The 26,680-nt window shown below is 72.5% G+C and carries 27 protein-coding genes; 8 read left to right on the forward strand and 19 right to left on the reverse strand.

What is annotated here, in order from left to right:
* Positions 1-5 precede the first annotated feature (5 nt).
* Positions 6-905: an alpha/beta fold hydrolase gene (locus MWU57_RS02390; RefSeq protein ID WP_246907060.1), complete on the reverse strand. Its 900-nt coding sequence runs from the start codon at positions 903-905 to the stop codon at positions 6-8.
* 185 nt (positions 906-1,090) lie between these two features.
* On the opposite strand from MWU57_RS02390, the gene MWU57_RS02395 reads away from it, so the two are divergent.
* Positions 1,091-2,152: a phosphotransferase family protein gene (locus MWU57_RS02395; RefSeq protein ID WP_106269710.1), complete on the forward strand. Its 1,062-nt coding sequence runs from the start codon at positions 1,091-1,093 to the stop codon at positions 2,150-2,152.
* A 1-nt stretch (position 2,153) separates the two neighbouring features.
* Positions 2,154-3,356 (forward strand): acyl-CoA dehydrogenase family protein, encoded by a 1,203-nt coding sequence (locus MWU57_RS02400; protein WP_246907063.1) that lies wholly within the window; start codon positions 2,154-2,156, stop codon positions 3,354-3,356.
* A gap of 86 nt (positions 3,357-3,442) precedes the next feature.
* Here the strand turns inward: MWU57_RS02400 and MWU57_RS02405 are convergent, their stop codons facing one another.
* The 9 genes from MWU57_RS02405 to MWU57_RS02445 form a co-directional block, all read right to left on the reverse strand.
* The gene (locus MWU57_RS02405) at positions 3,443-4,723 is read right to left on the reverse strand and encodes an ABC transporter substrate-binding protein (protein WP_246907065.1); all 1,281 of its coding nucleotides are present in this window, start codon (positions 4,721-4,723) and stop codon (positions 3,443-3,445) included.
* 5 nt (positions 4,724-4,728) lie between these two features.
* The gene (locus MWU57_RS02410) at positions 4,729-5,808 is read right to left on the reverse strand and encodes a branched-chain amino acid ABC transporter permease (RefSeq protein ID WP_246907066.1); all 1,080 of its coding nucleotides are present in this window, start codon (positions 5,806-5,808) and stop codon (positions 4,729-4,731) included.
* Positions 5,805-6,683 (reverse strand): branched-chain amino acid ABC transporter permease, encoded by an 879-nt coding sequence (locus tag MWU57_RS02415; protein ID WP_106269706.1) that lies wholly within the window; start codon positions 6,681-6,683, stop codon positions 5,805-5,807. The genes MWU57_RS02410 and MWU57_RS02415 overlap by 4 nt, the downstream gene beginning before the upstream one ends.
* Positions 6,683-7,438 carry an ABC transporter ATP-binding protein gene (locus MWU57_RS02420; protein ID WP_246907067.1) on the reverse strand — a complete coding sequence of 252 codons (756 nt, stop codon included), beginning with the start codon at positions 7,436-7,438 and terminating at the stop codon, positions 6,683-6,685. The genes MWU57_RS02415 and MWU57_RS02420 overlap by 1 nt, the downstream gene beginning before the upstream one ends.
* Positions 7,435-8,163, reverse strand: a complete 729-nt coding sequence (locus MWU57_RS02425; RefSeq protein WP_106269705.1) for an ABC transporter ATP-binding protein — start codon at positions 8,161-8,163, stop codon at positions 7,435-7,437. Before MWU57_RS02425 ends, MWU57_RS02420 begins: the two co-directional genes overlap by 4 nt.
* Positions 8,164-8,307: 144 nt before the next feature.
* Entirely contained in the window at positions 8,308-9,045 is a 738-nt protein-coding gene (locus MWU57_RS02430) for a glucose 1-dehydrogenase (RefSeq protein ID WP_246907068.1), read from the reverse strand.
* 50 nt (positions 9,046-9,095) lie between these two features.
* Positions 9,096-10,094, reverse strand: coding sequence for an NADPH:quinone oxidoreductase family protein (locus MWU57_RS02435; protein WP_246907069.1), 999 nt, complete (start codon positions 10,092-10,094; stop codon positions 9,096-9,098).
* Complete coding sequence (locus tag MWU57_RS02440) at positions 10,091-10,675, reverse strand: TetR/AcrR family transcriptional regulator (RefSeq protein ID WP_106269703.1); 585 nt, start codon at positions 10,673-10,675, stop codon at positions 10,091-10,093. The genes MWU57_RS02435 and MWU57_RS02440 overlap by 4 nt, the downstream gene beginning before the upstream one ends.
* An 11-nt stretch (positions 10,676-10,686) precedes the next feature.
* Positions 10,687-11,427 carry an SDR family oxidoreductase gene (locus MWU57_RS02445; RefSeq protein ID WP_246907070.1) on the reverse strand — a complete coding sequence of 247 codons (741 nt, stop codon included), beginning with the start codon at positions 11,425-11,427 and terminating at the stop codon, positions 10,687-10,689.
* A gap of 350 nt (positions 11,428-11,777) precedes the next feature.
* On the opposite strand from MWU57_RS02445, the gene MWU57_RS02450 reads away from it, so the two are divergent.
* The 4 genes from MWU57_RS02450 to MWU57_RS02465 all read left to right on the forward strand — a co-directional run bounded on the left by MWU57_RS02450 (position 11,778) and on the right by MWU57_RS02465 (position 14,642).
* The gene (locus MWU57_RS02450) at positions 11,778-12,056 is read left to right on the forward strand and encodes a hypothetical protein (RefSeq protein ID WP_246907072.1); all 279 of its coding nucleotides are present in this window, start codon (positions 11,778-11,780) and stop codon (positions 12,054-12,056) included.
* A gap of 246 nt (positions 12,057-12,302) precedes the next feature.
* Complete coding sequence (locus MWU57_RS02455) at positions 12,303-12,833, forward strand: YbhB/YbcL family Raf kinase inhibitor-like protein (protein WP_246907074.1); 531 nt, start codon at positions 12,303-12,305, stop codon at positions 12,831-12,833.
* The gene (locus MWU57_RS02460; RefSeq protein ID WP_246907076.1) at positions 12,830-13,423 is read left to right on the forward strand and encodes a YbaK/EbsC family protein; all 594 of its coding nucleotides are present in this window, start codon (positions 12,830-12,832) and stop codon (positions 13,421-13,423) included. Before MWU57_RS02455 ends, MWU57_RS02460 begins: the two co-directional genes overlap by 4 nt.
* Before the next feature lie 37 nt (positions 13,424-13,460).
* On the forward strand, positions 13,461-14,642 hold the full coding sequence (locus tag MWU57_RS02465; protein ID WP_246907078.1) for an epoxide hydrolase family protein: 1,182 nt from the start codon (positions 13,461-13,463) through the stop codon (positions 14,640-14,642).
* A 9-nt stretch (positions 14,643-14,651) separates the two neighbouring features.
* Here the strand turns inward: MWU57_RS02465 and MWU57_RS02470 are convergent, their stop codons facing one another.
* Entirely contained in the window at positions 14,652-15,581 is a 930-nt protein-coding gene (locus MWU57_RS02470) for a siderophore-interacting protein (protein ID WP_246907129.1), read from the reverse strand.
* Between the two features lie 119 nt (positions 15,582-15,700).
* Positions 15,701-16,318: a MerR family transcriptional regulator gene (locus MWU57_RS02475; protein WP_246907080.1), complete on the reverse strand. Its 618-nt coding sequence runs from the start codon at positions 16,316-16,318 to the stop codon at positions 15,701-15,703.
* A 76-nt stretch (positions 16,319-16,394) separates the two neighbouring features.
* Between MWU57_RS02475 and MWU57_RS02480 the strand changes: the two genes are divergently transcribed.
* Positions 16,395-16,880 carry a DUF4188 domain-containing protein gene (locus MWU57_RS02480; protein ID WP_246907081.1) on the forward strand — a complete coding sequence of 162 codons (486 nt, stop codon included), beginning with the start codon at positions 16,395-16,397 and terminating at the stop codon, positions 16,878-16,880.
* A gap of 6 nt (positions 16,881-16,886) precedes the next feature.
* On the opposite strand, the gene MWU57_RS02485 is transcribed toward MWU57_RS02480, so the two are convergent.
* The 4 genes from MWU57_RS02485 to MWU57_RS18300 all read right to left on the reverse strand — a co-directional run bounded on the left by MWU57_RS02485 (position 16,887) and on the right by MWU57_RS18300 (position 21,702).
* Entirely contained in the window at positions 16,887-18,233 is a 1,347-nt protein-coding gene (locus tag MWU57_RS02485) for a DUF2254 domain-containing protein (RefSeq protein ID WP_246907082.1), read from the reverse strand.
* 82 nt (positions 18,234-18,315) lie between these two features.
* Positions 18,316-19,158 (reverse strand): RNA methyltransferase, encoded by an 843-nt coding sequence (locus tag MWU57_RS02490; protein WP_246907083.1) that lies wholly within the window; start codon positions 19,156-19,158, stop codon positions 18,316-18,318.
* Between the two features lie 12 nt (positions 19,159-19,170).
* Positions 19,171-20,379: an endo-1,4-beta-xylanase gene (locus MWU57_RS02495; protein ID WP_246907130.1), complete on the reverse strand. Its 1,209-nt coding sequence runs from the start codon at positions 20,377-20,379 to the stop codon at positions 19,171-19,173.
* A gap of 87 nt (positions 20,380-20,466) precedes the next feature.
* Positions 20,467-21,702, reverse strand: a complete 1,236-nt coding sequence (locus MWU57_RS18300) for an alpha/beta hydrolase (protein ID WP_246907084.1) — start codon at positions 21,700-21,702, stop codon at positions 20,467-20,469.
* Between the two features lie 65 nt (positions 21,703-21,767).
* Between MWU57_RS18300 and MWU57_RS02505 the strand changes: the two genes are divergently transcribed.
* Positions 21,768-22,289, forward strand: a complete 522-nt coding sequence (locus tag MWU57_RS02505; protein ID WP_246907085.1) for a GNAT family N-acetyltransferase — start codon at positions 21,768-21,770, stop codon at positions 22,287-22,289.
* On the opposite strand, the gene MWU57_RS02510 is transcribed toward MWU57_RS02505, so the two are convergent.
* From MWU57_RS02510 to MWU57_RS02520, 3 genes are read right to left on the reverse strand one after another with little or no spacing between them, the layout of a single operon-like run.
* Complete coding sequence (locus MWU57_RS02510) at positions 22,270-24,246, reverse strand: ABC transporter ATP-binding protein (protein ID WP_246907086.1); 1,977 nt, start codon at positions 24,244-24,246, stop codon at positions 22,270-22,272. The two genes, MWU57_RS02505 and MWU57_RS02510, sit on opposite strands and share 20 nt — an antisense overlap.
* Entirely contained in the window at positions 24,243-25,994 is a 1,752-nt protein-coding gene (locus tag MWU57_RS02515; RefSeq protein ID WP_246907088.1) for an ABC transporter ATP-binding protein, read from the reverse strand. The genes MWU57_RS02510 and MWU57_RS02515 overlap by 4 nt, the downstream gene beginning before the upstream one ends.
* Entirely contained in the window at positions 25,994-26,659 is a 666-nt protein-coding gene (locus MWU57_RS02520) for a TetR/AcrR family transcriptional regulator (protein ID WP_243401156.1), read from the reverse strand. The genes MWU57_RS02515 and MWU57_RS02520 overlap by 1 nt, the downstream gene beginning before the upstream one ends.
* Positions 26,660-26,680 lie beyond the last annotated feature (21 nt).

Consider the following 26,680-nt stretch of genomic DNA (forward strand, 5'->3'; position numbering starts at 1 on the left):
CGCCGTCACGCCGTGTGCTCCAGCAGCGCGGGCAGCAGCCGGTCCCACGTCTGCGGCGGCGGCACCTGGTGCCCGGTCCGGTGCAGCACGAGCAACCGGGCGCCGGGAATCTCGGCGGCCAGCCGCGCTCCGTGCCCGGGGAAGAGCGGGTCCCGGTCGCCGTGCACCACGAGCGTCGGGACCCGGATCTCGCTCAGGGCGCCCCGGACCGGCAGCCCCGACGCCACCGCCGCATGGTTCGCGGCCGCCGCGGGGTCGGCGCTCCTGCGCACGGCACGGCGCGCGATCGCACGCGTCCGGGCCTCGTCGAAGTGGCCGCCGCCGGTGAGCAGCCGGTCCTCACGGACGGACGCCTCGGTCGCCGCGGCCTCCCCCGGGCCCGTTGCCGACCCGTCCCACAGGCCCGACAGCTCAGGCGCGGGGCCCGGCAGCGCCGTGTCGTCTCGACGGTCGAGCGCCGGCGAGGTGGACATCAAGGTGAGCGACGCGACGCGGTCGGGGTGCTCGACCGCCAGCTCCTGGGCGATGCCGCCGCCCATCGAGAGCCCGACCAGATGGGCCCGGTCGACGTCCAGGTCGTCCAGGATCACGAGCGGGTCCTCGAGAAGGTCCCGCGCCGTGTACGCGGGCTCGCCGGCCACCCCCGTCGTCGATCGTCCGGTGTCGCGGTGGTCGTACCGGACGACGCGCCGCCCGCCCTCGGACAGCGCGACGCAGAGGTCCGCCGGCCACCAGTCCATCGACGCCCCGAGCCCCCCGACGAGCAGCACCGTCGGCCACGCCGGGTCACCCAGCGCCTGGTAGCACAGGCGCACGCCGTCGCGCTCCGCGAACAGCTCCGGTCCGAGCGCCTCGCCGTCGGCCGCGCGGGTGTCGCCCGGACCGTCATCGGTCTCGGTGGTCATGCGCCTCTCCCCTCCTCGGACGGACGTCGTGTGGACCGCGTCAGCGCCCCGGACTCATCGGATGCCGTCGACGCGACCGCGGGACACCGTCCACGGGCGGCCGGTTCGGCGACATACCGACCACGCGGTATGCTGCGATCACGCCCGGCGCCGACGCCGGGTCCGATCGAGAGATGGGGTCATCGATGACCGACGTGCCCGGCCTGGACCGAGCGGGCCTGTCAGCCTGGTTGACGCGCGAGCACCCGGAGCTGGCTCCCCAGCCGGACTCCTCCCTGACCGTCGAGGTCATCGCCGGAGGCCGCAGCAACCTGACGTATCGCGTCGACGGCGCGTCCCTGCCGCTCGTGCTGCGCCGCCCCCCGTTGGGTCACGTGCTGTCGAGCGCGCACGACATGCGCCGCGAGCACCGCGTGATCTCCGCCCTGGGAGCCAGCGACGTCCCCGTCCCGGCGACCGTCGACGTCGTGGACGACACCGCCCGCGGCGAGGTCACGGGGACGACCTTCTTCGTCATGGAACGTGTCGAGGGCGCGGTGCTGTCCCGGCCCGAGCAGAACGCCGGCTTCACCGCAGCGGGTCTGCACCGCCTCGGCCTCACCCTCGCCCGGACGCTCGCGGACCTGCACCGTGTGGAACCCGCCGAGGTCGGGCTGGCCGACTTCGGCCGGCCCGACGGATACCTCCACCGCCAGCTCACCACCTGGCGGCGCCAGTACGACGCGTCGCGGTCGCGCGATCTCCCCGCCCTGGACGAGCTGCAGGAACGGCTCACGACCCGCGTCCCCGACTCGGGGCGGACCGGGATCGTGCACGGCGACTACCGCCTGGACAACGCCCTCGTCGGCGGCACACCGGACCGCCCGACGATCGCCGCGGTGCTCGACTGGGAGATGGCCACCCTCGGCGACCCGCTCGTCGACCTGGGGCTGCTCGGCCTCTACTGGGACATCCGCTCGCTCTCCGCCGGAGCCGTGGCCGCGAGCGCCGTCGTCCCCGACGTCGGCTACCCGACCTTCGACGAGCTCGTGGACGCCTACGCGGCCCGCACCGGGACCACGCCACCCGACCTGTGGTGGTACCGGGCGTTCGCCGCCTACAAGCTCGCGGTGATCCTCGAGGGGATCCACTACCGCTACCGCGCCGGCGAGACCGTCGGCGAAGGGTTCGACACCATCGGCGACCTCGTCGCCCCGCTCGCCGCCGACGGCCTGGCCCGTGCGGCGGCCCGACCCAGGAGCACCTGAGATGGACTTCTCTCCCGATCCTCGCACCGCAGCGCTGACCGAGCAGGTGAGGACGTTCGTGCACGACCACGTCCTGCCGGCGGAGCCGGTCCTGGACGCCCAGCTGGCGGCGAGCCCCGACGAGTGGACGTTCCGGCCCGTCGTCGACGAGCTGCGTGCCACGGCCCGCGCCGAGGGGCTGTGGAACCTGTTCCTGCCCTCCGAACGCGGCGCCGGGCTCAGCAACCTCCAGTACGCGCCGCTCGCCGAGCTCACCGGCTGGAGCACCCGGCTCGCACCGGTGGCGTTCAACTGCGCCGCGCCGGACACCGGCAACATGGAGCTGCTGACGGAGTTCGGCACGCCGGCGCAGCAGGAGCGCTGGCTCACCCCGCTGCTCGAGGCCGACATCCGCTCCGCGTTCTGCATGACCGAGCCCGACGTCGCGTCCTCGGACGCCTCGCAGATCGGCACCCGGATCCGTCGCGAGGGTGACGAGTACGTGATCAGCGGCCGCAAGTGGTGGTCCACGGGCGCCATGAGCCCCGACTGCCGGCTGCTCATCGTGATGGGCAAGACCGACCCGGAGGCCTCGCGCCACCGGCAGCAGTCCATGATCCTGGTCCCGCGCGACACAGCCGGGGTGCGGATCGTGCGGCCGCTCACGGTCTTCGGCTACGACGACCGCGACCACGGCGGGCACGCCGAGATCGTGTTCGACGACGTCCGCGTGCCCGCGGAGAACCTGCTCGGTCCTGAGGGCGGCGGATTCGCGATGGCCCAGGCGCGCCTCGGTCCGGGACGCATCCATCACTGCATGCGGGCTCTCGGCACGGCCGAGCGAGCGGTGGCACTCGCCGCGGAGCGCGCACGGACCCGGTCCACGTTCGGTGTCCCGCTGTCCGAGCAGGGCGTGGTGCGACAGTGGGTCGCGGAGGCCCGCGTCGAGCTCGAGGCGCTGCGCCTGCTGGTGCTCAAGACCGCGTGGCTGATGGACACCGTCGGGAACCGGGAGGCGATGACGGAGATCCAGTCGATCAAGATCGCGGTGCCGCGGGCGGTCCAGCAGATCCTGGACCGCGCCATCCAGATCTTCGGTGCGGCAGGCCTCTCCGCGGACCAGCCGTTGGCGGAGATGTTCGCCGGTGCCCGCGCGCTGCGCATCGCCGACGGCCCCGACGAGGTCCACCTGGCGTCGCTGGGCAGGGCACAGCTGCGCGCCTGAGTCCCCTGCCCCACGACGGCGGCCCGCCTCCCTCGAGGGAGGCGGGCCGCTGTCGTGCTCGGGCGGGGTCGGGCAGGCCGGTCAGGTCACTCCACCGGGATGCCGTCGCCCTCGAGCGCCACCTGCTCCGGCTCGACCGCCGTCACGGTCTCGCCCTCGAGACGGTAGGTCGACCCGACGAAGTCCTGCACGCCGCCGTCGACCAGGGTGATGCCGGCGGCGTCGTAGCCCGCGTGGTTCTCGGCGGAGTACGCGAGCGGGACGATCCCGTTGCCGACGAGCTCGCCGGACTCGAGCACCTCGACCAGGGCCTCCCGGGTCGGGTCCTCGCCGGCCTTGGCCAGCGCCTCGGTGAAGGCGTACCCGACGCCCATGCCGAACACGGTGTTGCCGTCGAACGACGCGCCGTCGTTGTACTCCTCGTTGATCTGCCGGAAGAGCTCGACCCACTCGCTGTCCGGGCTGAACGGCAGGTAGTTCACCGACACGAAGCCCTGGAGGAGCTGCGGGGCGACGTCCTCGCCGAGGAACCCGACGAGGGTCGGGTAGTCGCCACCGGCCGAGGACGCCATCCAGGTGGGCATGAATCCCATCTGCGCGGCGGTCCCGACGGCCAGCGCGGAGAAACCGTTCACCGTGGCCAGCATGACCACCTCGCACTCGGCCGCCTGGAGCGCGCCGATCTGGGCGGTGACGTCCTGGTTGGAGGTCTCGTACGTCTCGTAGGCGCCCAGGCCGTCGGCGCCGAGGACGATCTCCGCACCGGCGCGCAGCGTCTCGCCGTAGTCGTCGTCCTGACCCAGCATGCAGACCTTCTCGCCCGGGTGCTCGTCGCTCGCGTACTGGGCGAGCGCCGACCCCTCGACGAGGTAGTCGGCGTTGAAGCCGAAGGTGTACGGGTAGCTCTCCGGGTCGTTCCACGCGGTCGATCCGGAGGAGACGAACAGGTCCGGCACCTCGTTCTGGTTGAGGAAGTCCAGCACCGACGAGTGCGTCGGGGTGCCCAACCCGTTGAGCACGGCGAAGACGTCGTCCTGCTGGACGAGCTCGCGCACCACCGTCTGGGTGTTCGCCGGGTTGTAGCCGTCGTCCTTGACGAGGTACTCGATGGTGCGGCCGTGGACACCACCGTTGGCGTTGACGTAGTCGAAGTATGCGCTGGTGGCGGCGGAGATCGAGGAGTACCCGGCGGCTGCCGGTCCGGTCAACGGCTGATGGGTACCGACGGTGACGGTGTCCTCGGAGACGCCGGGCGTCGCCTCGTCGGCGCCGCCGCAGGCGGACAGACCGAGACCGACGGCGACGGCGCCGGTGGCGGCGACGACGGTACGCACGAGGGTGCGTGGTGTGCTGTGAGTGGTCCGCATGGGAGTCACCTCTCTGTGAGCGATTGCGGGACGTGCTGGTCGGACCGCCGGCGGAGCCGGGCGGACAGGGAACCGAGGCGCCCGGCGAAGGCGTGCGACAACCCGCCGGGCCAGACGACGGTGACGAGGATGAGGAGCGCTCCGAAGACGAGGACCACGAGGTTCCCCGAGAGCCGTTGCTCGACGTCGGCGGGCAGGCCCACCGACGTCGTGAGGGTGTCGATGAGCCACGGCAGCAGGACCACCAGGACCGAACCCACGGCGGCTCCCCCGATGCTGCCCAGCCCGCCGACGACCACGGCCACGAGCAGCAGGAGCGAGAAGGCCAGGTCGTAGCCGCCGGGGCTGACGTTCTGGGTGACGATCGCGAGCACCGCGCCCCCGAGCCCGGCCGAGAGCGCACCGGCGACGAAGGCGTGAGACTTGACCCGGCCGGGCGAGATGCCGGCCAGGCGCGCGGCGACCTCGTCACCGTGGACGGCCCGCATGCGCAGGCCCGCCCTCCCCGAGCGCAGGACGGCCAGCGGAGTGACCGCGACGGCGGCGACGAGGATCGCGATCCACGCGTGCCACTGCTCGGTGCTGAACAGCACGGGGGCGAGCCAGTCCGGGACCGGCTCGAAGGGGACGTTCCGGCCCTGGTCACCACCCAGACCCGGGACCTGCGAGGTGAACGCGGGCAACGCGATGACGAGTGCCAGGGTGAGTCCCGCCAGGTAGGGCCCCCGCAGCCGGGCTCCGGCGAGCCCGAGGAGACCGCCGACTGCTCCGGCGACGACGACAGCTCCGACGATCCCGACCGCGAAGCGCAGCACCCCGCTGAGGTCTGCCTCGACGGCGAACCCTGCGGCCAGCGCATAGCCGTAGCCGCCGCACGCCATCAGCACGGCGTGCCCGAGGGAGAGCTGCCCGGTGAGCCCGACCAGCAGGGTGAGCCCGGCCGTCGCGCAGAACACCGCGGCGACGACGGCGAGCTGGTAGTTCCGGTAGGAGTCGAGCAGGAACGTCGCGGCGAGCGCGAGCACGGTCAGCGCGAGCGCCCGCAGCACGATCCCGCGGGTCCGAGAGCTGATGGTGGCGGTCATGCGGTCCGCGCCTCCTTGGCTGCGAAGATGCCGCCCGGCCGCACGAGCAGGACGACGGTGAGCAGGACGAGCACCGCGATCGGCGCGAGACCTGCGCCGAGGAACCCGGTGACCAGGCTGATGAGGATGCCGACGACCACTCCGCCGACGAGCGCACCGCTGGGCGAGTCCAGCCCGCCGAGCACCGCCACCGTGAAGGCGTGGACGAACAGGATGTCCGCGCTGTGCGCGTTCAGGCCGAGCTCGGTGGGTACGAGCAGCAGCACCGCGAGCGCCGCGACGGCGGACGACAGCATCCAGCCGAGGGTGATCATCCGCGGCACCCGGACGCCCAGCAGCCGGGACACCTCGGGGGCCATCGCGGACGCCCGCATCTGCAGCCCGAGCGTGGTCCCGTTGAACAGCACGGCCAGGACGGCCACCACGCCGAGGGCCACGAGCAGGATGAACAGGTCGTAGGGCGAGAGCACGGCCACCCCGCCGACGGAGAACGGCTGCTCGCTGAAGGGCGCGGCCATCGGGCGGTGCTTCGGCCCGAAGGCGATGCTGATGGCCGACTGCAGGACCATCACCAGGCCGATCGCCACGATCATGCCGGGTAGCGGCGTGGTGCTGGGCACGAGCCGGATCAGCCAGCGTTCGACGGCGGCCCCGACGGCGGCTCCGGTGACCAGGGCGGCAGCGAGCCCGAGCCAGAACGAGCCGGTGGCCTGCGTCACGGCGAACGCCACGTAGACCGCGACGATCGCCATGGCCGCCTGGGCGAAGTTCACGATGCGGGCGGCGCGCCAGATGATCACCAGCGACAGGGCGAAGAGAGCGATGACCAGGCCGCGGGCGAGGCCCGTGGCGAGGAGGAAGGCGAGACGATCCATCAGAACCCCAGGTAGGCGTGCCGGAGGGCAGGGTCGGCGGCGATCTCGGCGGCCGGGGCGTCGGCGACGATCTCCCCCAGGCCGAGCACGACGCCGCGGTCGGCGATCGAGAGTGCGCTGGTGACGTTCTGCTCGGCGAGCAGCACCGTCAGCCCGGTGCGCTCCGCGGTGTCCCGCAGGATCGCGAACAGCTGGGCGACGACGCGTGGCGCGAGGCCGAGCGACGGTTCGTCGAGGAGCAGCACCCGTGGACGGGCGACGAGCGCCCGTGCCAGGGCGAGCATCTGACGCTCACCACCGGAGAGCTGGTGACCCATGCTGCGCCATCGGCGCGCGAGCGGCTCGAAGGTCTCGTACACCTCGGCCACGGCGGCGCGGCGCGCGGACCGGCCCGGGATCTTCCAGAGCGCACCGAGGTGCAGGTTCTCCTCGACCGTGAGCTCGGACACGACGCTGCGCCCCTCGGGGACCTGGGCCAGGCCTCGCCGGACCCGGTCCTCGACGCTGAGCCCCGACAGGTCCTGCCCGTCCAGGCTGATCCGCCCGGAGCGAGGCCGCACCAGGCCGGAGACCGTGCGCAGCAGCGTCGTCTTGCCGGCTCCGTTGGCGCCCAGGAGCGCCACCACGGCGCCGTGGGGCACGTCGAGGCGCATGCCGTCGATGACAGGGGCGCCGGCGTAGCCGACGGTGAGGCCCTCGATCGCGAGCATCGTCCGGGTCGTCGTGGTCGCGGGAGTCTCGGTCGGGGTGGTCACGCCGCAGCCTCCAGTCCGAGGTAGGCCGCCTCGACGGCCGGGTCGGCACGGACCTCGTCCGGCGTCCCGCAGGCGACGACGCGGCCGAAGTCGAGCACGACGACCCGGTCGGCGACGTCCATGACGAAGTCCACGTGATGCTCCACGAGCAGCACCGAGCAGCCGTCCGCGGAGAGGCCGCGGACGATCCCGGCGAGGTCGGCGATGTCCTCCGCGCCCAGTCCGCCGGCCGGCTCGTCCAGGAGCAGCAGCCGCGGCCCGGTGACGAGGGCCCTCGCGAGCGCGACCCGCTTGCGCTCCGGGTACGGCAGGGCGTCGACCGGGGTCCCCGCCTCGGCGGACAGGCCGAGGCGTTCGAGCACGGCCGGCGCCGCGTCCGGTACGGCGGTCGAAATCGCCGGACCCACCAGCGGGACGAGCACGTTCTCCAGGACCGTCATCCCGGCGAACAGGCCGAGCCCCTGCAGCGTCCGCGAGACCCCGCGGGCCGGCAGCCCGGTCGGCGCTGTGGGTGCGGGGCGGCCGTCGATGCGGACGGTGCCGGCACGGGGCCGGACCAAGGAGCAGACGGCGTTGAACACCGTCGTCTTGCCGGCCCCGTTGGGACCGATGAGCGCCACCGTCTCGGCGTCGCCCACGGTGAAGCTGACGTCGTCGAGCGCGGTGAGACCACCGAACGTGACAGTGAGCCCGTCGACCTGGAGTCGCGGTGTGTTGCTGGACATCGGCACCTCTTCGTGTCGGATGCGTCACACCCTAGCGTATAAACCGACTGGCCGGTATGTCATTCTGACGGTTGTTGCACGGCTGTGACACAGATGGTTCAGGAAGGCCTTCGACGCAGGTCACGAGGCCGGACGGTCAGTGGCTCAGAGGTGCCCCACGCCGTTGATCATGCCGCCGTCGACCACGATCTCCGCACCGGTCACGTAGGCGGACCCCTCGCCGGCCAGGTAGAGGACCGTGCCGGTCAGGTCTTCGGGGCGGCCTCCGCGCCGCAGCGGGATCGGCAGGCCGGACGGATCGATCTTCGCCGTCATCTCCGTGTCGATGAATCCCGGGTGCACCGAGTTGACGCGGATGCCGTCCGCGCCGAGCTCGACGGCCAACGACTTCGTCAGCCCGCGCACCCCGAACTTCGAGGCCACGTAACCGTGCAGGTGGGTGCTGCCGCGCATGCCCTCGACAGACGAGACGTTGATGATCGAGCCGCGGCCCGCCGCCTTCATCGCCGGAACGACCGCTCGGCAGCCGAGGTAGGTCCCGGTCAGGTTCACCGCGATGACGGCGTCCCACTTGGTGCGCGGGTAGTGCTCGATCGGGCCGGCGTTGGCGATCCCGGCGTTGTTCACCAGCACGTCCACACCACCCCATGCCGCGACCGTGTCGTCGACGACCCGGGTCCAGCCCGCCTCGTCGGTGACGTCGAGGTGGGCGAACCGGGCGCGGTCCCCCAACTCGTGGGCGAGCGCGGACCCGTCCGCCTCCAGCAGGTCGGCGACGAGCACGCGCGCGCCGGCGTCGTGCAGGGCACGGACGTAGGCGGCGCCGATCCCCCGGGCTCCCCCGGTGACGATCGCGACGCGGTCGGTGAGGTCAGTGGTCACGGTGCTCCTTCGCACGGAGAGGATCCTCGGTCCAGCCAGGGTCGGGCGGGTCAGTCGGCGACGCGCACGACCAGGCGCCCGGTCGTGGCCCCCTCGGCGAGCCGTCGGACCGCGTCCGGGGCCTGGTCGAACGGGACGACGTCGGCCACGACGGGCTCGAGCGCGCCCGCGTCGGCGAGCTGCGTCAGCTCGGCGTGCGCCGCGTCGACGAGGGCGGGGTCGCGCTGCTGGTAGAGCGCCCAGTGCAGCCCCAGCACCCCGTAGTTCTTCACCAGCGCATGGTTGGCCCGGACCGGTGCGACCTCACCGCTGGCGAAACCGACGACGACGATCCGGCCCTCGAACGCGATGCACCGGGTCGACGCCTCGAACGAGGCCCCGCCCACGGGGTCGAACACCACGTCGGCCCCGGCACCGCCGGTCAGCTCCTTGACCTGGGCGGCGAGGTCGTCCGAGCGGATCAGCACGTGCTTGGCGCCGGCCGCCCGGGCGACGTCGGCCTTGGCCTCGCTGCCCACGACCCCGATCACCGTGGCACCTGCCGCCGCGCCGAGCTGGCAGGCGGCGGTGCCGACCCCGCCGGCGGCGGCGTGGACGAGCAGCGTCTCGCCCGCGGCGAGCGCGGCACGGCGGTGCAGCCCGAACCAGGCCGTCTGGTAGGCGATGGTCAGCGCCGCGGCCTGGGCGTCGTCGAGCGAGCCCGGCGCCGGGTGGCACGACGCGGCCGGCAGCACGGCGTACTCGGAGAGCACGCCGATCGCCGAACCCACCACGCGCTGGCCGACGGCGACGCGCCCGAGACCGTCGACTCCCTCGCCGAGCGCGACGACGTCGCCGCACAGCTCGATGCCGGGCACGAACGGCAGCTCCGGCCGCACCTGGTAGGTGCCGCGCGCGAGCAGGACGTCCGGGAAGTTCACCGCCACGGCACAGGTGCGCACGAGCACCTCCCCCGGCCCGGGCTCGGGGCGGTCGACCTCGTCGAGGCTCATGACCTCGGTCGGCTCGCCGTTGCGGGTGACGCGCCAGGCGCGCATGGTCTCGGTCATCCGTCCTCCACGGTGATGCTGCGCAGGAAGAGGTCGGTCAGCTGGTTCGCGACCTCTGTCTTGGTCTCGGGCCCCGACGGCGAGTACCAGTACGACAGGTAGTGCACGTCGGAGAAGAAGTGGGCGATGAGCACCGTGCGCGGCACGTCCGTCCGCAGGGCTCCCTCGGCCTGCCCCTGGGCGACGAGCGCGGCGAACTCGTCGTGGTACTCCCGCCGCCGCTGGGTGACCTCCTTGCGCCGGGGCTCCGTGAGCATGTGCATGCTCCGGAAGAACACCGTGCCCTCGGGCAGCAGGTCGATGGACGTCTCGACGACGTCGACGCACACCGCGCGCAGGACGTCCGTCGTGGTGCCCCCTGCCGCGACGATCTCCTCGAGCCGGCGCTTCTGCAGCGACAGCATGCGGTCGTAGATCGCGAAGAGCAGGTCGTCCTTGGACTGGAAGTAGTGGTACATGGCGCCCTTGGTGACGCCGGCGGCCTCGACGATCTGCTGGACGCTCGTGGTCGCGTAGCCCTGGGTGGCGAAGAGGTCGAGGGCTGCCTGCAGGACCGAGTCGGCGACGTGGGTGGTCTTCATGGGTCCATCCTTCACCCGACGGGCACGATGGACGCGCCACCGTCGATCCGGAGTGTCTGGCCGGTGATCCAGCCGGCGTCGTCGGACAGCAGGAACGCGATCGGGCCGGCGACGTCGTCGGGCACACCCAGCCGTCCCAGCGGGTAGCCGGCCGCGACGGCGTCCTCCTTGCCCTCGTAGAGGGCACGGGACAGGTGCGTCTTGACCACGGCGGGGGCGACGGCGTTCACGCGGAGCCGGGGCGCGAGCTCCTGGGCGAGCTGCCCGGTGAGGTTGATCAGCGCGGCCTTCGACACCCCGTAGAAGGCGATGTTCGGGCTCGTGGACGTGCCGGAGATCGAGGCGGTGTTGACGATCGACGACCGCAGGCCCGCGGCGACGGCGTCACGCGTCCACTCCAGGGCGGCCACCACGTTGACGTCGATGATCTTGCGGACCACCGACGGCTCGACCTCGAGCACCGGTCCCCAGGCGGGGTTGATCCCCGCGTTGTTGACCAGGTGGTCGAGGCGCCCGTACCGCTCGGCCACGTGGGCGAAGACCTCCTCCCGGTGGGCGTCGTCGTCGACCTTGCCGGCGACGGCGGACGCGTTGTCGGGGCCGAGCGCGGCCACGGCCTCGTCGAGCGCCTCCGGCTTGCGGCCGGTGAGCACGACGTGACCGCCCTCGGCGACGAGCCGGTGCGCCACCGCCAGCCCGATGCCGCGGCTCGCGCCCGTGACGAGCGTGACCCTTCCTGCGAACCTGCGCACTGCGCCACCTCTCGAACGTCGTCGTCCACGCCGCCTCGCCACGTCGCGAGCGGTACGCGCCGGCCGTACCGGCCGGTCGGTTTGTGCGGCTGACGCTACCACGCACCACGGCCGCCGGGCACCCACGGCGGCTACCGCCGTGTCGACGTGCAAACTGGATTGATCGATCCTCCGCCTCCGTCAAGTGGACGATCACTGGCTGGATCCGGGCAACACCTTGACCGTGCTGACGCACGGGGCCCAAGCGGCGATGGGCCACGAGGCATCGTCGATGGTCACGTGGCGTGCTCGATCGGCCGCTGTTCCGACTGGACCGCGGGCCCCGGGATTCAGCGCGCTAGAGTTCCGGCATGGAGTCGACGCCGCAACTACACACCACGTCGGGTCCGATCGAACTACGTCGCCCGACAGCTGCGGCGGGCTACCTGGTCACCGGTCCCTCAATGGTTGCCGTAGGGACCGTCGCCATGGCGTTGGGGGACTGGAACGTCTTCGCCTGGTTGGGCGGAGTTGCCGCTCTCGTAGGTTTCATCGTCACTCTGCACGGGGTCTTCTATGCCGTGCGGGCCCTCGACACGATCGCAGCCCTCAAGTATGACGAGCACCTACGCGCGACCCGCCAGCCGTAGCAAGCCGGCTACGGCTACCCGGTCACGAGCAGCCACCGCCCTCCAGTAGCCCTCGGTCTGGAGTTCTCACCCCCTGTGCAGCGGGTGCGCCTACTTTGCGCTCTCAAACGCGACGTGCCCGAGATCGCGCAAAGCAGGCACGCATGTCCGCGCGATCTGCGCTGCACGTCGACACGCTGCCACACCCGGGACGTCATCTCAGGCGGCGACGTTGCCGTCAGCCGCGGTCCGCACCACAGTGGTGGCATGGACTTCACCCGCCCCGTACCCCCGGACCCGTACTCGCTGCTGCCCGTCCCGGCCACGTTCGACCTGACGAGCCCCGACGTCGCGCCCGGCGAACCGATGTCGGCCGACCACGCGGTCGACGGCGGCAACACCTCGCCCGAGCTGTCCTGGTCAGGCTTCCCCGCGGCCACGCGGTCGTTCGTGGTGAGCTGCTTCGACCCGGACGCGCCGACACCGTCGGGCTACTGGCACTGGCACGTGCTCGACCTGGCCGCCTCGGTGACCTCCTTGCCTCGCGGAGCGGGCGCGGCCGACGGCTCGGGCCTGCCCGACGGCGCGTTCCAGCTCACGTCCGACGGCGGCGCGCAGGGATTCGAGGGCGCCGGTCCGCCGCCCGGGGACCACGCGCACCGCTACGTCTTCGCCGTTCACGCCCTCGACGTGGAATCCCTGGGGCTGACGCCCGAGAACACGAACGTCCACGCCGCGTTCAACGTCTACTTCCACACGCTCGCGCGCGCGACCCTCACCGGCACGTACCAGCGGTGAACGACGCGACGGCACAGCACCTGCCCGCCGTCGGCGACCTCGACTGGGTGCGGGCCCTCGACCACACCGACCTGCTCGCACCCTCCGTCCGCGCCGCCCTGCGCACCTGGTCCGCGACGGAGCCTCGGGTGCGCACCGAGGTCGCGGTGGCCGCGATCGACCCCGACCACGCCGACACCGCGACGCTGAACACGGTGCACGGGCTGCCGCCGGAGATCTCGGCCAACTGCGTCGTGGTCGCCGGTCGCCGTGGCGACGTCGAGCGTGTCGCGGCCTGCGTCGTCCCCGCCACGACACGCGCCGACGTCAACACCCGGGTCCGCAGGCTCCTCGACGCGCGCAAGGCGTCGTTCCTGTCGGCGGACCGGGCCACCGCAGAGTCCGGCATGGAGTACGGCGGCATCACGCCGCTCGGTCTCCCGGAACCCTGGCGAGTGCTGGTGGACGAGCGGTTCGCCGCCCCGGGGCCGCTCGCCCTCATGGGTTCCGGGCTGCGGCGCTCGAAGCTGCTGCTGCCCGGCGACCTGCTCTGCACCGCGCCGCGCGCCGAGGTCGTCGCCGACCTCGGGGTCGTGCCGGCCGTCAGCTGACCGGGCACATCCGCACACCCGGAGGGAGCAAATCGTGGTGAACCACAGGGCTGGCGACGTGCAAGAGTTCGAGGCGCACGCGCCCGAGACCGAGCTCGACGACCTGCGCACGCGGCTGGCCGCCGCACGGCTGCCGGAAGCCGAGACGATCCGTCGTTCCGGGCCGGGTGCCCGACGGTGGGGGCAGGGCGTCCCGCTCACCGACCTCGTGGACCTCGTGGACTACTGGCTCCACGGGTACGACTGGCGGGCATTCGAGGCCCGCCTCGACCAGATCGGCCAGTTCCGCACCACCATCGACGGCCTGGGGATCCACTTCCTGCACCGCCGATCTGCCCGTGCGGACGCCACGCCTCTGGTTCTGACGCACGGCTGGCCCGGCAGCATCGCCGAGTTCATCGACGTGATCGACGAGCTGGCCGACCCGGAGGACTCCCGCACGCCGGCCTTCCATGTCGTGGCACCGTCGTTGCCAGGCTTCGGCTACAGCGACAGGCCGTCCGCCACCGGATGGGGGACCGAGAAGATCGCGGTCGCGTGGGTCGAGCTGATGGGCAGGCTCGGCTACACCAGGTTCCTCGCCCACGGCGGCGACTGGGGCGGCAACATCACCACCGTGCTGGGTGGACGGTTCCCGGAGCACGTCCTCGGCATCCACACCACCTTCGCCGACGCCCTGCCCGGGCTGACGACGGACGGGCTGACGACGGACGAGCGCAGGTGGGCCGCGGAGACCCGCGCCTTCTATGCGGGACCACGCGGGGCGTACGCGAAGCAGCAGGCGACCCGACCGCAGACGATCGGCTACGCGCTCGTCGACTCACCGGTCGGGCTCCTCGCCTGGATCCTCGACAAGTTCGCGGAGTGGTCGGACACCGAGGACAGCCCGTTCGAGACGATCTCCCGGGACCGCGTCCTGGACGACATCACCCTGTACTGGCTGACGCGTACCGGCGCGTCAGCGGCCAGGATCTACCACGAGAGCCACGGCTCGATGGACCCCGAGCTCCGGGTCGACGTTCCCTCGGCCATCACGATGTACCCCCGCGACGTCGAGAAGATCCCGCGCCGCTGGGCGCAGGAGCGGTACCGGCAGATCGTCCGATGGACGTCACCCGAGGCAGGGGGACACTTCCCGTCGCTGGAGGTTCCTGACTACTTCGTCAGGGACCTGCAGGAAGGCCTCGCCGCGGTGCTGGCCGCCGACGGTCGTGGGTGATGCTGCGGCTCAGCACTCGGCGCGGCCGCGGCGCCAGTAGCCCATGAAGGCCACGGACCTGCGGTCCACGCCCTTGGTCCCGACCAGGTAGCGCCGCAGCGTCTTGATGACGCCCGCCTCGCCCGCCAGCCAGGCGTACAGCACGGTGTCCTGGGCCAGCGGCCTGCCGGAGGCGTCCACGGGCACCTCCCAGAGGATCCCGTTGTCGATGTCGACGTCGTCCAGGTCGCGCACCGAGCCGGACCCGGGACCTGCGACCGGCTCGTCGGCCGTCGCCCGCACGCCCATCGCGAGCATGCGGTCGGCGGCCTCCTGGACGGCGGGCACCAGGTGGTCGCCGTGCTCGGCCTCCTCGCGGGCCAGCCAGGTGATCCGCACGCCGGCGGGCGCGGCGAACGTCCAGCGGTCCTCGCGGTGCGGGACCTCGAGGAACACCTCACCGACGGCGTCGTCGGGCAGCGCCTCGCAGATCGACGCGATGGCCGGGACCGCCGTCTCGTCGCCGGCGAGCAGGAGCGCGTGGCTCGTGGCCGGCGGGGCGAACTCGCGGCCGCCATGGCCGCCGGGGTGCGCGGCGTTGGGCCCGAGGATGACCAGCGGCGTGCCGGGCCGGGCGCCGTTCGCCCAGCGCGAGGCCGGACCGGTGTCCCCGTGCAGCACGATGTCGACGTCCACCTCGCGCAGGTCGGGCCGCACCGCACGCACGGTGTAGGTGCGCAGCGGGTTGCGGCGCTCCTCGGGCAGCGCACGCCACGACGTGAACCAGTCGGGGCTCTGCCGGTCGAGGTACTCCCAGCCCCCGCAGGGCGCGGGCAGCAGGAACTTGATCCGCTGGTCGGCGCCGTTGTCCGCGAACAGGTCGAGGTCGTCGCCGGTGAACGTGATGCGGACGAACGAGGGGCACAGCCGGGTGACCCGCTTGACCTCGACGTCGAACATGCGCCACGGCTGCGGCGCCACCTCGCGGAGGGGCTCGGACTGGGTCGCGGTCACGGAGGAGGTCACGCAGGACAGCCTAACCTCACCTGCCCGGCCCGAGACAACCCCCGTGAGCGGCGTCACACCCCGGCGGTCTCCCTGCTGGCCCGCACCTGGGCCATGCGCCGCAGGGTCAGGAGCACGGGGTCCGTGAGCAGGGTGCCGAGCACGACCTGTCGCAGGGCGGACACCGGATCGGGCCGCACGGTCCCCAGGTCGGCGGTACCGATCTGGTCGGCCGCCGCGGCGAGCTCCCGCAGGTAGTCGTCCGACACGTCCACGCCCGCGGCGTCGGCGGCGTCGAGCTGCGCGGCCAGGCGGTCGACGAGCAGCGGGTCGTCGCACCAGCCGCGCTCGGCCACGAGGTAGCGGGCACGCCGTCGCGACAGGTCCGTCCCGGCGCCGGCAGCACGGTCACCTTCGGCCGCCACCAGCGCGTGGTGCGCGGCCCCCAGGAGGTCGTGGCGCGACGTCGGCGGGTCGTCCAGCGCCGCGAGGACGTCGCGGACGGCGGCCAGGCTCAGCCCGGCCGACTCGGTGAGCGCCCGCACCAGCCGCACGCGGCCCACGTGCGTGTCGTCGTAGTCGGCCTGCGTGCGCGACGTCGCCGCCCCCGGCGGCACCAGACCTTCGCGCAGGTAGTACTTCAGCGTGGCCACCGGCACTCCGGTCGCTGCCGCGAGCCCTGAGATGCGCATCCCGCTCCTTTCACCTCTTGACATTGGAGAGTAGCACTCCCCAATAATGGAGAGTCTAACTATCCAAGGAGACGTCATGGTGCACCTCACGACCCACGACCACGACGGCGACCTCGCCGTCTTCCTCATCGGCGCGCGGATCAACAAGCTCTGGCGACCCGACGGCTGGTGGCCGGCACTGGCCGCCATGGGACCGATGCTGCGCGAGCTCTACCAGGACCCCGGCTCAGGATTCCTCGGCGCCACCACGCTGGTCGGCGCGCGCGGCCCGACGGTGGTGCAGTACTGGCGCAGCGTCGAGGACGTCTACCGCTATGCCAACGCGGACGAGCGCAAGCACCGGCCCGCCTGGGTCGAGTTCTACCGCCGCGCCAAGAGGGTCCCCGGAGCCGTCGGCGTCTGGCACGAGACGTTCTCGGTCCCCGCCGGCGGCCACGAGACGCTCTACGTCGGTGTCCCCGGGGCGATGGGCCTGGCCGCGGCGACCGGCGTCGTTCCCGCGAGCAGCCGCGGGCGCACGGCCCGCGAGCGCCTTCGCCACCGGTCCGAGCGCAGCGGCTGAACCTCGTCAGCCGACCTTCCCTCCGCCACGCTGACGCTCCGCGACGGCGTGGAACGCGTCGTACCGCCGGCGGACGCTCTGCCGATCCGCCGCCGCAGGCACGTTCTCCTCGGCCGCCTCGAGGACGAGGCGCGCCTCCCGCTCCAAGGGCTGCAGCCGTTCCACCTGCTCGACGCACGAGGCCACGCGGGCGAGCGACTCGAGCAGGTGGATCAGGACGGGGACGTGGGACCCCGCGCACTGACGCACCTGGTCGAAAGCCTCACCGACGAGCTTGTCCCACGTGACCGGGTCGCGCACCACGATCCGCAGCGCGCCCGACTCGTCGACGAGGTGCGGCGACGGCATCCGCCGCGTCGCCAGCTCGCACAGCGCCGCTCCTGCCTGTTCGACGCAGGTACTGGCCGTGAACGGGTCGTTGATCGACGGCGAGAGGGCACGAATCGCGACCTCTGTCAGCTGCTGGATCGGGAACTCGACGTCCTGCTGGTGGCTGCGCCGGGCACCGACCAGCAGGGCCGCCGCGATCTCAGCGGCCACGCCGTCCACGACACGCGCGTCCGGGGAGGCCACGGCGACGGTCGAGCGGCGCCCGACGAAGCGCCCGGGCCGGGTGTCGAGACGGATCACGAGGTCGTGCTCTCGGCAGATGCGCAGGAGTCGCTGGAGATCGACGGTCTGCACGTACCCGACCTGCCCGGACTCGACCCGGCGCGCGCGCTCCTCGAAGTCGGCCGGCAGCACTCGCTGCGTCGGTGCCCGCTGCACACCCTCGATCGGCTCCGGGTCCGGGAACAGCGAGTCGGTGGCCCGGCGGAGCTCGTCGGCGATCGCCGCCACGAGGTTCGGCGCCTGGATCACCATGGCCACGTGATGGACGAAGTAGATCAGGACCAGGAGTCCCGCCACGGCGATCATCACCGCCACGGTCACCGACAGGTGCGGCACCGACGAGTCGTCGCTGCGCAGCACCCGGAGGATGAGCAACGAGTAGAGGAACGCGGACACGAACGTGCCCAGGGTCGCCTGCTGACCCCGGTCCCGCATGAAGGTCGACAGGACCCGCGGGCCGAACTGCGCCGAGGCGAGCTGGAGGGTGACGATCGTGATCGAGAACACCACACCGGCGACGGTGATCATGGACGCGGCGATGGTGCCCAGGATCTCCCGGGCACCCTCGGTGCTCCCGGCGTAGAGGAAGGGACCGACGACGGGCAGGTCCTCGGGGTCCGTCACCTGGTCGAGCGTGATGGTCGACCAGGCCAGCCCGGCCGCGACGACCAGCATGACGGCAGGAAGGAACCAGTAGCTGCTTCGGAGTCGATCCCGGACCAGGTCTACGACGTCGCCCACACCAACCCCCTCGTCGGTCGTCCACGTAGCACGAAATCTACCGGCACGGCCGCTGCCGGCAGGGGCGCGGTCGCCGCACCGGTCAGCGGGTCGCCCAGAACGCCACGGCCGACGCCGATGCCACGTTGAGCGAGTCGACGGCGCCGGCCATCGGGATCGTCACCACCTGGTCAGCGGCCTCGACGGCGCCCCGGGACAGCCCATCGCCCTCCGCACCCAGGACGAGCGCGAGCCGCTCCGGCGGGCTGGCCGCCAGGTCGTCCAGCGAGACGGCGTCGTCGGCGAGCGCCAGCGCCGCGACCGTGAACCCGTCGTCCTGGAGGTCGTGCAGGCCGCCGGGCCAGGTGTCGAGCCGCGTCCACGGCACCTGGAACACCGTGCCCATCGACACCCGCACCGACCGGCGGTACAGCGGGTCGGCGCACCGCGGCGAGACGAGGACGGCGTCGACGCCGAGGCCCGCGGCGGCCCGGAAGATCGCCCCGACGTTGGTGTGGTCGACGATGTCCTCCAGCACCGCGACCCGCCGCGCCCCGGCTCCCCCGCGGGCGCCGGCGACCAGCTCGTGCACGGCCGGCAGCTCGGGACGGTGCATCGCGGCGAGCGCGCCGCGGTGCAGGTGGAAGCCGGTGATCTCCCGCAGCACCTGCTCGTCGGCGACGTAGACCGGCGCGCCGGGATGGGCGTCGAGCACGTCGGCCATCGAGTCCAGCCACTTGTCGGCCATGAGGAACGAGCGCGGCCGGTGCCCCGCGGCGAGCGCCCGCCGGATGACGTTCGAGGACTCGGCCATGAACAGCCCCTCGGCGGGCTCTCGCACGGTACGGAGCTTGACGTCGGTGAGGTCGGTGTAGTCGCGCAGCCTCGGGTCGGCGGGATCGGTGACGCGGACGACGGCGGGGCGGGGGTCGGCGGGCGAGGTCACCCGGGGATTCTCTCAGCCCGCGAGCCGCACCTGTGCCGTCTGCTCCCCCGCCCGGTCGAGCCGCAGCGCGGCCGCAGGGCCGCCGTCGGGCAGCGACACCTGGTAGTCGCCGAGGAACCCGTCGACGCGGACGCGCCCGGCGTCGTCGGTGCGCAGCGTCGTCGGCGCGTGCCACCACTCGCCCTTGACCAGCGAGCGCAACCGCTCGTAGGCGGGCTTGGGCGAGCCGTCCCCGCGCAGCAGCCCGCCCGGCGCGCCCAGCCACATCCCGCGGTCGCCGAGGCCCCAGTAGTTGATCACCTCGACGGCCGGGTGGCTGAGCAGCGTGCGGTAGTGCCGCTCCACCTCGTCGGCCTGACGCTCCTCCCCCTCCGGGGTCGACGGCCAGGACTCCACCTGCCAGTCGTTGAGGTCGACGACGTGGTCGGGCATCAGCTCTCCGGACAGCAGCGTGCTCTCCGTGAAGTGGATCGGGATGTTGTACCGCGCGAACCGCTCCAGGATGCGCAGCGTCTTCTCCTCGCCCCAGTACCCCTGGTGCATGTGCGACTGCAGTCCCAGCCGGTCGATGCGGATGCCCGCCTCGAGCACCGCCTCGATCAGGCACTCGTACGCCGTCGACATGTCGAAGTCGTTGAGCAGCAAGGTGGCGCCCGGGTTGGTGGCCCGTGCCTCGTCGAACGCCATCCGGATCGTCTCCACGCGGCCCTTGAGCCGGGCGAGCGGCGTGATCGCGTTCTCCTCGGCGGTGAAGACGGGCATGATCACGGCCTCGTTGATCGCGTCCCACGTGTCGATGACCCCGGCGAAGTCGCCGACGTCGCGCCGGATGCGTTCGCGCTGCAGCCGCTCGACCTCGTCCAGCGGACGGTCGAGGAGCCAGCGCGGCTGCACGGTGTGCCACACGAGCGGGTGCCCCTTGACGGTGACGCCCCGGTCGGCGAACCAGCGGGCCGCGGCCAGGGTCTCGGCCGTGCGGGGCGCGCCCTGGGTGGGTTCGAACGTGCCCCAGTAGAACGGCAGCGTGGCGACGTTGAACAGGTCGAGCCAGCGGTCGGCGAAATCGTTGTCGTAGGGAGGGTCGGACGACCGGCCGTTCGCGTGGTCCATCAGCTCGAAGCCGATGCAGCCGAAGCCGACGGCGTGCCGCGTCTGGGCCACGACGACGTCGGTGCCCGCCAGCGGTGTGCCGTCCGGCCCGGCGACGGTCACCTCGGCCATGGCGCGCCGGTGCGCCAGGGACGGGTCGGGCGCGTGGTCCGTGGGTGCGGTGAAGAGCGTCACACGACCATGGTGCCGCACCCCGGCTCAGGACCGCGCGAAGAGCCGCAGCGTGAGATCACGCCACACCTGCGTGCCCACCCCGCCGGGCGCCGTGTCGAACACGTGGTCCGCCGCGGGCAGCAGCACCAGCTCCTGCCGGGCCCCCTGACCGGCGAGCACCGCGGCGAGCTCCTGCGACCCGTCCGGCGGGACCAGGTGGTCGGCCTCGCCGGTGACGATCAGCGTCGGCGGGGCGCCGGGCGTCACGTGCTCGGCCGGCGTGATCGCGGCGTACCGCTCCGCGTGCTGCGACGGCGTCCCGCCGGTGTACCGCTCGGTCAGCTCGCGTCCCCGCGGGCCCATGACGGGATCGGGGTTGTCGTGGACGCCCACCGGCGACGCCACGGGGTACAGCGTGCTCACGGCGGCGACGGGCGGCAGGTGCCCGTCGCACGCGGGCTCCAGGTCCCCGGCGGCGGTCCGGTAGGCGACCTCCAGGGCGAGGTTGCCACCCGCGGAGTCGCCGGCCAGGAAGAGCTCGGTCGCGTCCCCACCGTGCTCCGCAGCGTGCTCGCCCACCCAGGCCAGGGCGCAGGCCACCTGCGGCTCCACCGTGTCCCACCGGTGGCGGTCGTCGCTCGAGAGCGGGTAGTCGATGCTGACGGCCAGGTAACCCTGCGCGGCGAACCATGCCGCGTGCGACGCCGTGGTCCGCTGCAGCCGGTCGCCGGAGACCCAGCCACCGCCGTGGACGAGGACCACGACGGGCGCCGCCTCGGCCGCACCCCCCTCGGGCAGCCACAACGACAGGTCCTGCGGCTCGCCGTCCACCTCGCCGTACCGGGCGTCGAGGTCCGCCCCCACGTCACCCGGCGTGAGCCGGAAGAGCTCGGCGATCTGCACGCCGACCGCGTGCTCCTGCGCCACCCGCAGCTGTTGGGTCACCACCACCAGCGCCGCGGCGGCCGCGACGAGCCCGCCGGCCACGGCCACGACGCGGGCGACCGTGCCGTGCCGCAGGAGCGTTGCCGCCGCGCCCAGGGTCACCACCAGCCCCGCCACGACGATCCACGGAGCCCACGCGGCGGCGTACCCGCCGACGTGCCCGACCCACGGCACCCCCGGCAGGAGCGCTCCCGCCGCGACGACCGCCAGCGTGACCGCGACGACGACCAGGATCCCCACCACGACGCTCGGTCGGCGGCGGCGCTCGTCCCTCCCCGGGCTGCCGCGTCCACCGGTGGACGGTCCCGGGGCGTGGTGGGGGCGGTGGGCGGTCACGGGTCCACCCTGGCACGCCGACGTTGCCCGGCGCACCTATGGCGAGCGGGCCTAGGATCTTCGACGTGCTGCGACACGACGTCACGACCCGCGACCGGACGGCCGCCGACCTTCCCCGGCTCGTCGACGCTCTCGGTGCGCAGCAGCCCCTCTCGGGGTATCCGCACCGGTGGCCGCTGCCGTTCCCCGCCGAGGAGTTCATCGTGCGACCGGGCGAGGAGCGTGCCTGGGTCGCCGACGACGGCGGCCGGGCCGTCGGGCACGTCAGCGCCACGACGGTGGGCGACGACGAGCACGGTGCCCTGTGGTCGGCGGGTGCAGGCCGGCCCGTGGCCGAGCTGTCCTGCGTCTCCGTGCTCTTCGTGCACCCGCACGCCCAGGGCCGTGGCGTCGGCGGACTCCTCCTCGACACCGCCGCCGCGTGGATCCGTGACACCGGCCGCACCCCGGTGCTCGACGTCGACGACCGCGACGGCGTGGCTCACGCCGTCTACCTGCGCAAGGGGTGGCGGATCGTCGGCGAGGCCCGGTTCGACTGGCAGCGGGAGGGATCTCCCCCCGCCCGGCTCATGGTGCTGCCGTCGTGACGTCCTCGACCACCTCGGACTCCTCGACGGCCGGCGCCGCGAACTGGCTCGCATAGAGCCGGGCATAGGCGCCACCGGCCGCGAGGAGCTCGTCGTGGCCACCCTGCTCGACGATCCGGCCGTGCTCCATGACCACGATGACATCGGCGTCGCGGATGGTCGACAACCGATGGGCGATCACGAAGGCGGTGCGCCCGGACCGCAGCGCGTTCATCGCCTGCTGCACGAGCACCTCGGTCCGCGTGTCGACCGAGCTCGTCGCCTCGTCGAGCACGAGGATCTCCGGGTCGGCGAGGAACGCCCGGGCGATGGTCAACAGCTGCTTCTCCCCCGCCGACAGCGCGGTGCCCTCGTCGTCCAGCACCGTGTCGTACCCGTCCGGCAGCGTCCGCACGAACGGGTCCACCGAGGTGGCCCGGGTCGCCTCGAGGAAGGCCTCCGCCGAGACGTCGGCGTCGTCCGGGACGCCGTAGCGCAGGTTCTCCTCGATCGTGCCCCGGAACAGCCACGTGTCCTGCAGCACCATGCCGATCCGCGAGCGCAGGCCGTGGCGGGTCAGCTCCCGGATGTCGACGCCGTCGAGCGTGATGCGACCGGCGTCGATCTCGTAGAACCGCATGAGCAGGTTCACCAGCGTGGTCTTGCCCGCCCCGGTCGGGCCCACGATCGCGACCGTCTGCCCCGGCTCGGTGACGAGGTCCAGGTCCTCGATGAGCGGCTCGTCGGGGTCGTAGGAGAACGAGACCCCCGAGAACTCGACCCGGCCCCGCACGTGCTCGAGGTCTCGGGCCGGCACGGGGTCCGGGTCCTGCTCCGGTGCGTCGAGCAGCGTGTAGACCCGCTCGGCGGAGGCGACGCCGGACTGCAGCAGGTTCATCATCGAGGCGACCTGCGTCAGCGGCTGGGTGAACTGCCGCGAGTACTGGATGAAGGCCTGCACGTCACCGATGGACAGCTGCCCGGACGCCACGCGCAGCCCGCCGATGACGGCGACGAGCACGTAGTTGAGGTTGGCCAGGAATCCCATCGACGGCTGGATGGTGCCCGAGATGAACTGTGCACGACGGGTCGCGTCGTAGACCGCCTCGTTCTCGCGGGCGAACGTCTGCGCGGCCTCCTCCTGCCGGCCGTACACCTTGACCAGGGCGTGGCCGGTGAACATCTCCTCGACGTGGGCGTTGAGCCGACCGGTGGCCGCCCACTGCTCGACGAACTGCGGCTGGGACCGCTTGGCGATCGCCATGGTCAGCACCACGGACAGCGGCACGGTCACCAGCGCCACCAGAGCCAGCACCCACGAGATCCAGAACATCATCGCCAGGACGCCGACGACGGTCAGGACGGAGGTGACGAGCTGGGCGAGGGTCTGCGTGGTCGTCTGCGCCACGTTGTCGATGTCGTTCGTGACACGAGACAGGATGTCGCCCCGAGCCTGCTTGTCGACGTGGCTGAGCGGGATGCGGTGCAGCTTGGCCTCGACGTCGTCGCGCAGCCGCCGCACCGTGTTCTGCACCGCGACGGTCATCAGCCGGGCCTGCAGCCAGCCGAACACGAACGCGCCCAGGTAGATCAGCACGACGACGGCGAGGATCTGCGCGAGCCGGTCGACATCGACGCCCTGGCCGGGGACGACGTCGCCCATCGAGGCGACCATGTCGGCCTGCGCGTCGTCGCCCGCGGCGCGCAGCCGGGCGACCGCCTCCTCGGCCGTGGTGCCCGCCGGCATCGTGCGCCCGAGGAGCTGACCGACGAACCCTTCGAAGATGACGTCCGTCGCGTCGCCCAGGATCTTCGGACCGGTCACGGTCAGCGCGACGGAGACCACGCCGCACAGCGTCAGCAGGACGACCCGGGCCCGCTCCGGACGCATCGTGCCCGCGAACCGTCCCAGCGATCCTCTGAAGTCCAGGGGCTTGGCCGTCGGCACACCGACGCGGGGCCCGTGCGGGCCGCTCATGCGGCCTCCTCCAGGGACATCTGCGACGTGACGATCTCGGCGTACGTCTCGTTGGACTCGAGCAGCTCGGCGTGGGTGCCGCGCCCGACGATCCGCCCGTGGTCCAGGACGAGGATCTGATCGGCCTCGCGGATCGTCGCGACCCGTTGCGCCACGACGATCACCGCGGCGTCGGCGGTCTGCGGCCGCAACGCCGCCCGCAGACGCGCGTCGGTCGCGTAGTCCAGCGCGGAGAACGAGTCGTCGAAGAGGTAGATCCGCGGACGGCGGATCACGGCCCGGGCGATGGCGAGGCGCTGGCGCTGACCCCCCGAGAACGTCGTCCCGCCCTGGGAGACCGGCGCGTGGAGGCCCTCGGGCAGCGCCTCGACGAAGTCCCGCGCCTGCGCGACCTCGAGCGCCTCCCACATCTCGGCCTCGGTGGCGTCGGCCTTGCCGTAGCGCAGGTTGTCCGCCACCGTGCCGGAGAACAGGAACGCCTTCTGCGGCACCAGCCCCATCAACGACCCGAGATCGCGCAGCGACAGGTCCCGGACGTCCGTGCCGTCGATGCTCACCCGACCGCCGGTCACGTCGAAGAGCCGTGGCACGAGATGGAGGAGCGTCGTCTTGCCCGCTCCGGTCGAGCCGATGATCGCCGTCGTCCGACCCGGGGCCGCGGTGAACGTAAGGTCGCGGAGCACCGGCTCGTCAGCACCGGGATAGCCGTACTCCACCGCCTCGAAGTCCACCCGTCCCCGCGGGCCTTCGCCGTCGGCGAGCGAGGTCAACGCGACCGGCCGGGCGGGCTCGGCCACGGACGTCCGGGTGCCGAGCACGTCGCCGATACGTCCCGCGGCGACCGCGGCCCGCGGGATCATCATGACCATCATCGTGGACATCATCACGGCCATGAGGATGAACATGATGTAGGACAGGAAGGCCATCAGCGAGCCCACCTGCAGCTCGCCCGCCGAGACCTCGCCCGCTCCGAACCAGAGCACGGCCACCTGCGAGAGGCTCATGATGAGCATGACCGTCGGGAAGGCGAGGGCCATCAGCTTGCCGGCGCCGAGGGAGACGTCGTAGAGGCGGGCGTTCGCCGCACCGAAGCGCTGCGTCTCGCGCTCCTCGCGGACGAACGCCCGGACCACCCGCATCCCGGTGATCTGCTCGCGCAGCACCGCGTTGATGACGTCGATCCGCGCCTGCATCCCCCGGAAGTACGGGACCATCCGCCACATGATCAGGCCGACGACGACGCCGAGGAGCGGGACGACCACGAGCAGCAGCCGCGAGAGCGTCGGGTCCTCCCGCAGAGCCATCACGACGCCGCCCACCATCATGATCGGCGCCATCACCATGACCGTGAAGGTCATGAGCACGACCATCATGACCTGCTGGACGTCGTTGGTGGTGCGGGTGATGAGCGACGGCGCACCGAACTCGCCCAGCTCCCGCGCGGAGAAGTCCTGGACGGAGTCGAAGAGGTCCCGACGCAGGTCCCGGCCGAACGCGGTGGCGGCCCGGGCACCCAGGTAGACGGCTCCGATCGCGCAGACCACCTGGGCGAGGCTGACGGCGAGCATCCAGCCACCGACCCGCATGATGTAGCCGGTGTCGCCCAAGGTCACGCCCTGGTCGACGATGTCGGCGTTGAGGGCGGGCAGGTACAGCGAGCCCAGCGTCGCGACGAGCTGGAGCAGGAGCAGCAGCGCCACGGCGGCCCGGTACGGGCGGAGGTAGCGGCGCACGAGCGTGACGAGCATCAGGCCTCCGAGCTCTCGGGCGAGGTGACGATGCCGTGGACGAGCGCGTCGGCGATGACCTCGGCCGACGGTGCGGGCATCAGGTGGTCGACCCGGGCGTGCGTCCCGGCGATGCTCGCCTCGACGAGCGCGACCGCCACCTCGACCGGGACGCGCAGGCAGTGGGCGTCGGGCGCCAGGACCGCGGTGAGTCCTTCGAGGGTGGCGGCACGTTGCTCGGCGCGCTGCTCGGCGAGCTGCGCGCGGAAGTCCCGGACGCGCTCGTCGGCGACGACGTCCCGGGACCCTGCGCGGTGGTGCAGCACCCGCAGCACCCCCATCCAGCGCACGACCTCGCCCATCCGCCGCCGGCCGAGCTCGATGACCTCGGCCAGCCGCGACGCGAGCGGACGGTCCGGGTCGATGCCGGCGAGCTCGGCGCGGGTCTCCTCGGGCCCTGAGGCACGGTGCAGCCCCTCCACCGCCACGGCGCCGAGCAGCGAGGACTTGTCCCCGAACGCGCGGAAGATCGTCCCCTCGGCGACGCACGCGGCCGTGGCCAGCTCGCGCGAGGTGACGTCGACGCCGCGCTCGGCGACGATCGGGAGCACGGCGTCGATGATCGCCGCACGGCGATCGGCGGGGTCCATCCGGGCGGCGCGGCCGGCCGGGGCGTCCTGTGTCACCACCGGAGCATAAATGAGTGA

This window comes from Isoptericola sp. S6320L, assembly GCF_023015685.1.
GTDB lineage: Bacteria > Actinomycetota > Actinomycetes > Actinomycetales > Cellulomonadaceae > Isoptericola > Isoptericola halotolerans_A.

Bases quoted from the DNA above. Each gene is read 5' to 3' on its own strand.
- MWU57_RS02390 (WP_246907060.1), bottom strand. From the start codon at position 905: ATGACCACCGAGACCGATGACGGTCCGGGCGACACCCGCGCGGCCGAC.
- MWU57_RS02395 (WP_106269710.1), top strand. From the start codon at position 1,091: ATGACCGACGTGCCCGGCCTGGACCGAGCGGGCCTGTCAGCCTGGTTG.
- MWU57_RS02400 (WP_246907063.1), top strand. From the start codon at position 2,154: ATGGACTTCTCTCCCGATCCTCGCACCGCAGCGCTGACCGAGCAGGTG.
- MWU57_RS02405 (WP_246907065.1), bottom strand. From the start codon at position 4,723: ATGCGGACCACTCACAGCACACCACGCACCCTCGTGCGTACCGTCGTC.
- MWU57_RS02410 (WP_246907066.1), bottom strand. From the start codon at position 5,808: ATGACCGCCACCATCAGCTCTCGGACCCGCGGGATCGTGCTGCGGGCG.
- MWU57_RS02415 (WP_106269706.1), bottom strand. From the start codon at position 6,683: ATGGATCGTCTCGCCTTCCTCCTCGCCACGGGCCTCGCCCGCGGCCTG.
- MWU57_RS02425 (WP_106269705.1), bottom strand. From the start codon at position 8,163: ATGTCCAGCAACACACCGCGACTCCAGGTCGACGGGCTCACTGTCACG.
- MWU57_RS02435 (WP_246907069.1), bottom strand. From the start codon at position 10,094: ATGACCGAGACCATGCGCGCCTGGCGCGTCACCCGCAACGGCGAGCCG.
- MWU57_RS02440 (WP_106269703.1), bottom strand. From the start codon at position 10,675: ATGAAGACCACCCACGTCGCCGACTCGGTCCTGCAGGCAGCCCTCGAC.
- MWU57_RS02450 (WP_246907072.1), top strand. From the start codon at position 11,778: ATGGAGTCGACGCCGCAACTACACACCACGTCGGGTCCGATCGAACTA.
- MWU57_RS02455 (WP_246907074.1), top strand. From the start codon at position 12,303: ATGGACTTCACCCGCCCCGTACCCCCGGACCCGTACTCGCTGCTGCCC.
- MWU57_RS02470 (WP_246907129.1), bottom strand. From the start codon at position 15,581: ATGTTCGACGTCGAGGTCAAGCGGGTCACCCGGCTGTGCCCCTCGTTC.
- MWU57_RS02475 (WP_246907080.1), bottom strand. From the start codon at position 16,318: ATGCGCATCTCAGGGCTCGCGGCAGCGACCGGAGTGCCGGTGGCCACG.
- MWU57_RS02480 (WP_246907081.1), top strand. From the start codon at position 16,395: ATGGTGCACCTCACGACCCACGACCACGACGGCGACCTCGCCGTCTTC.
- MWU57_RS02495 (WP_246907130.1), bottom strand. From the start codon at position 20,379: ATGGCCGAGGTGACCGTCGCCGGGCCGGACGGCACACCGCTGGCGGGC.
- MWU57_RS02510 (WP_246907086.1), bottom strand. From the start codon at position 24,246: ATGAGCGGCCCGCACGGGCCCCGCGTCGGTGTGCCGACGGCCAAGCCC.
- MWU57_RS02515 (WP_246907088.1), bottom strand. From the start codon at position 25,994: ATGCTCGTCACGCTCGTGCGCCGCTACCTCCGCCCGTACCGGGCCGCC.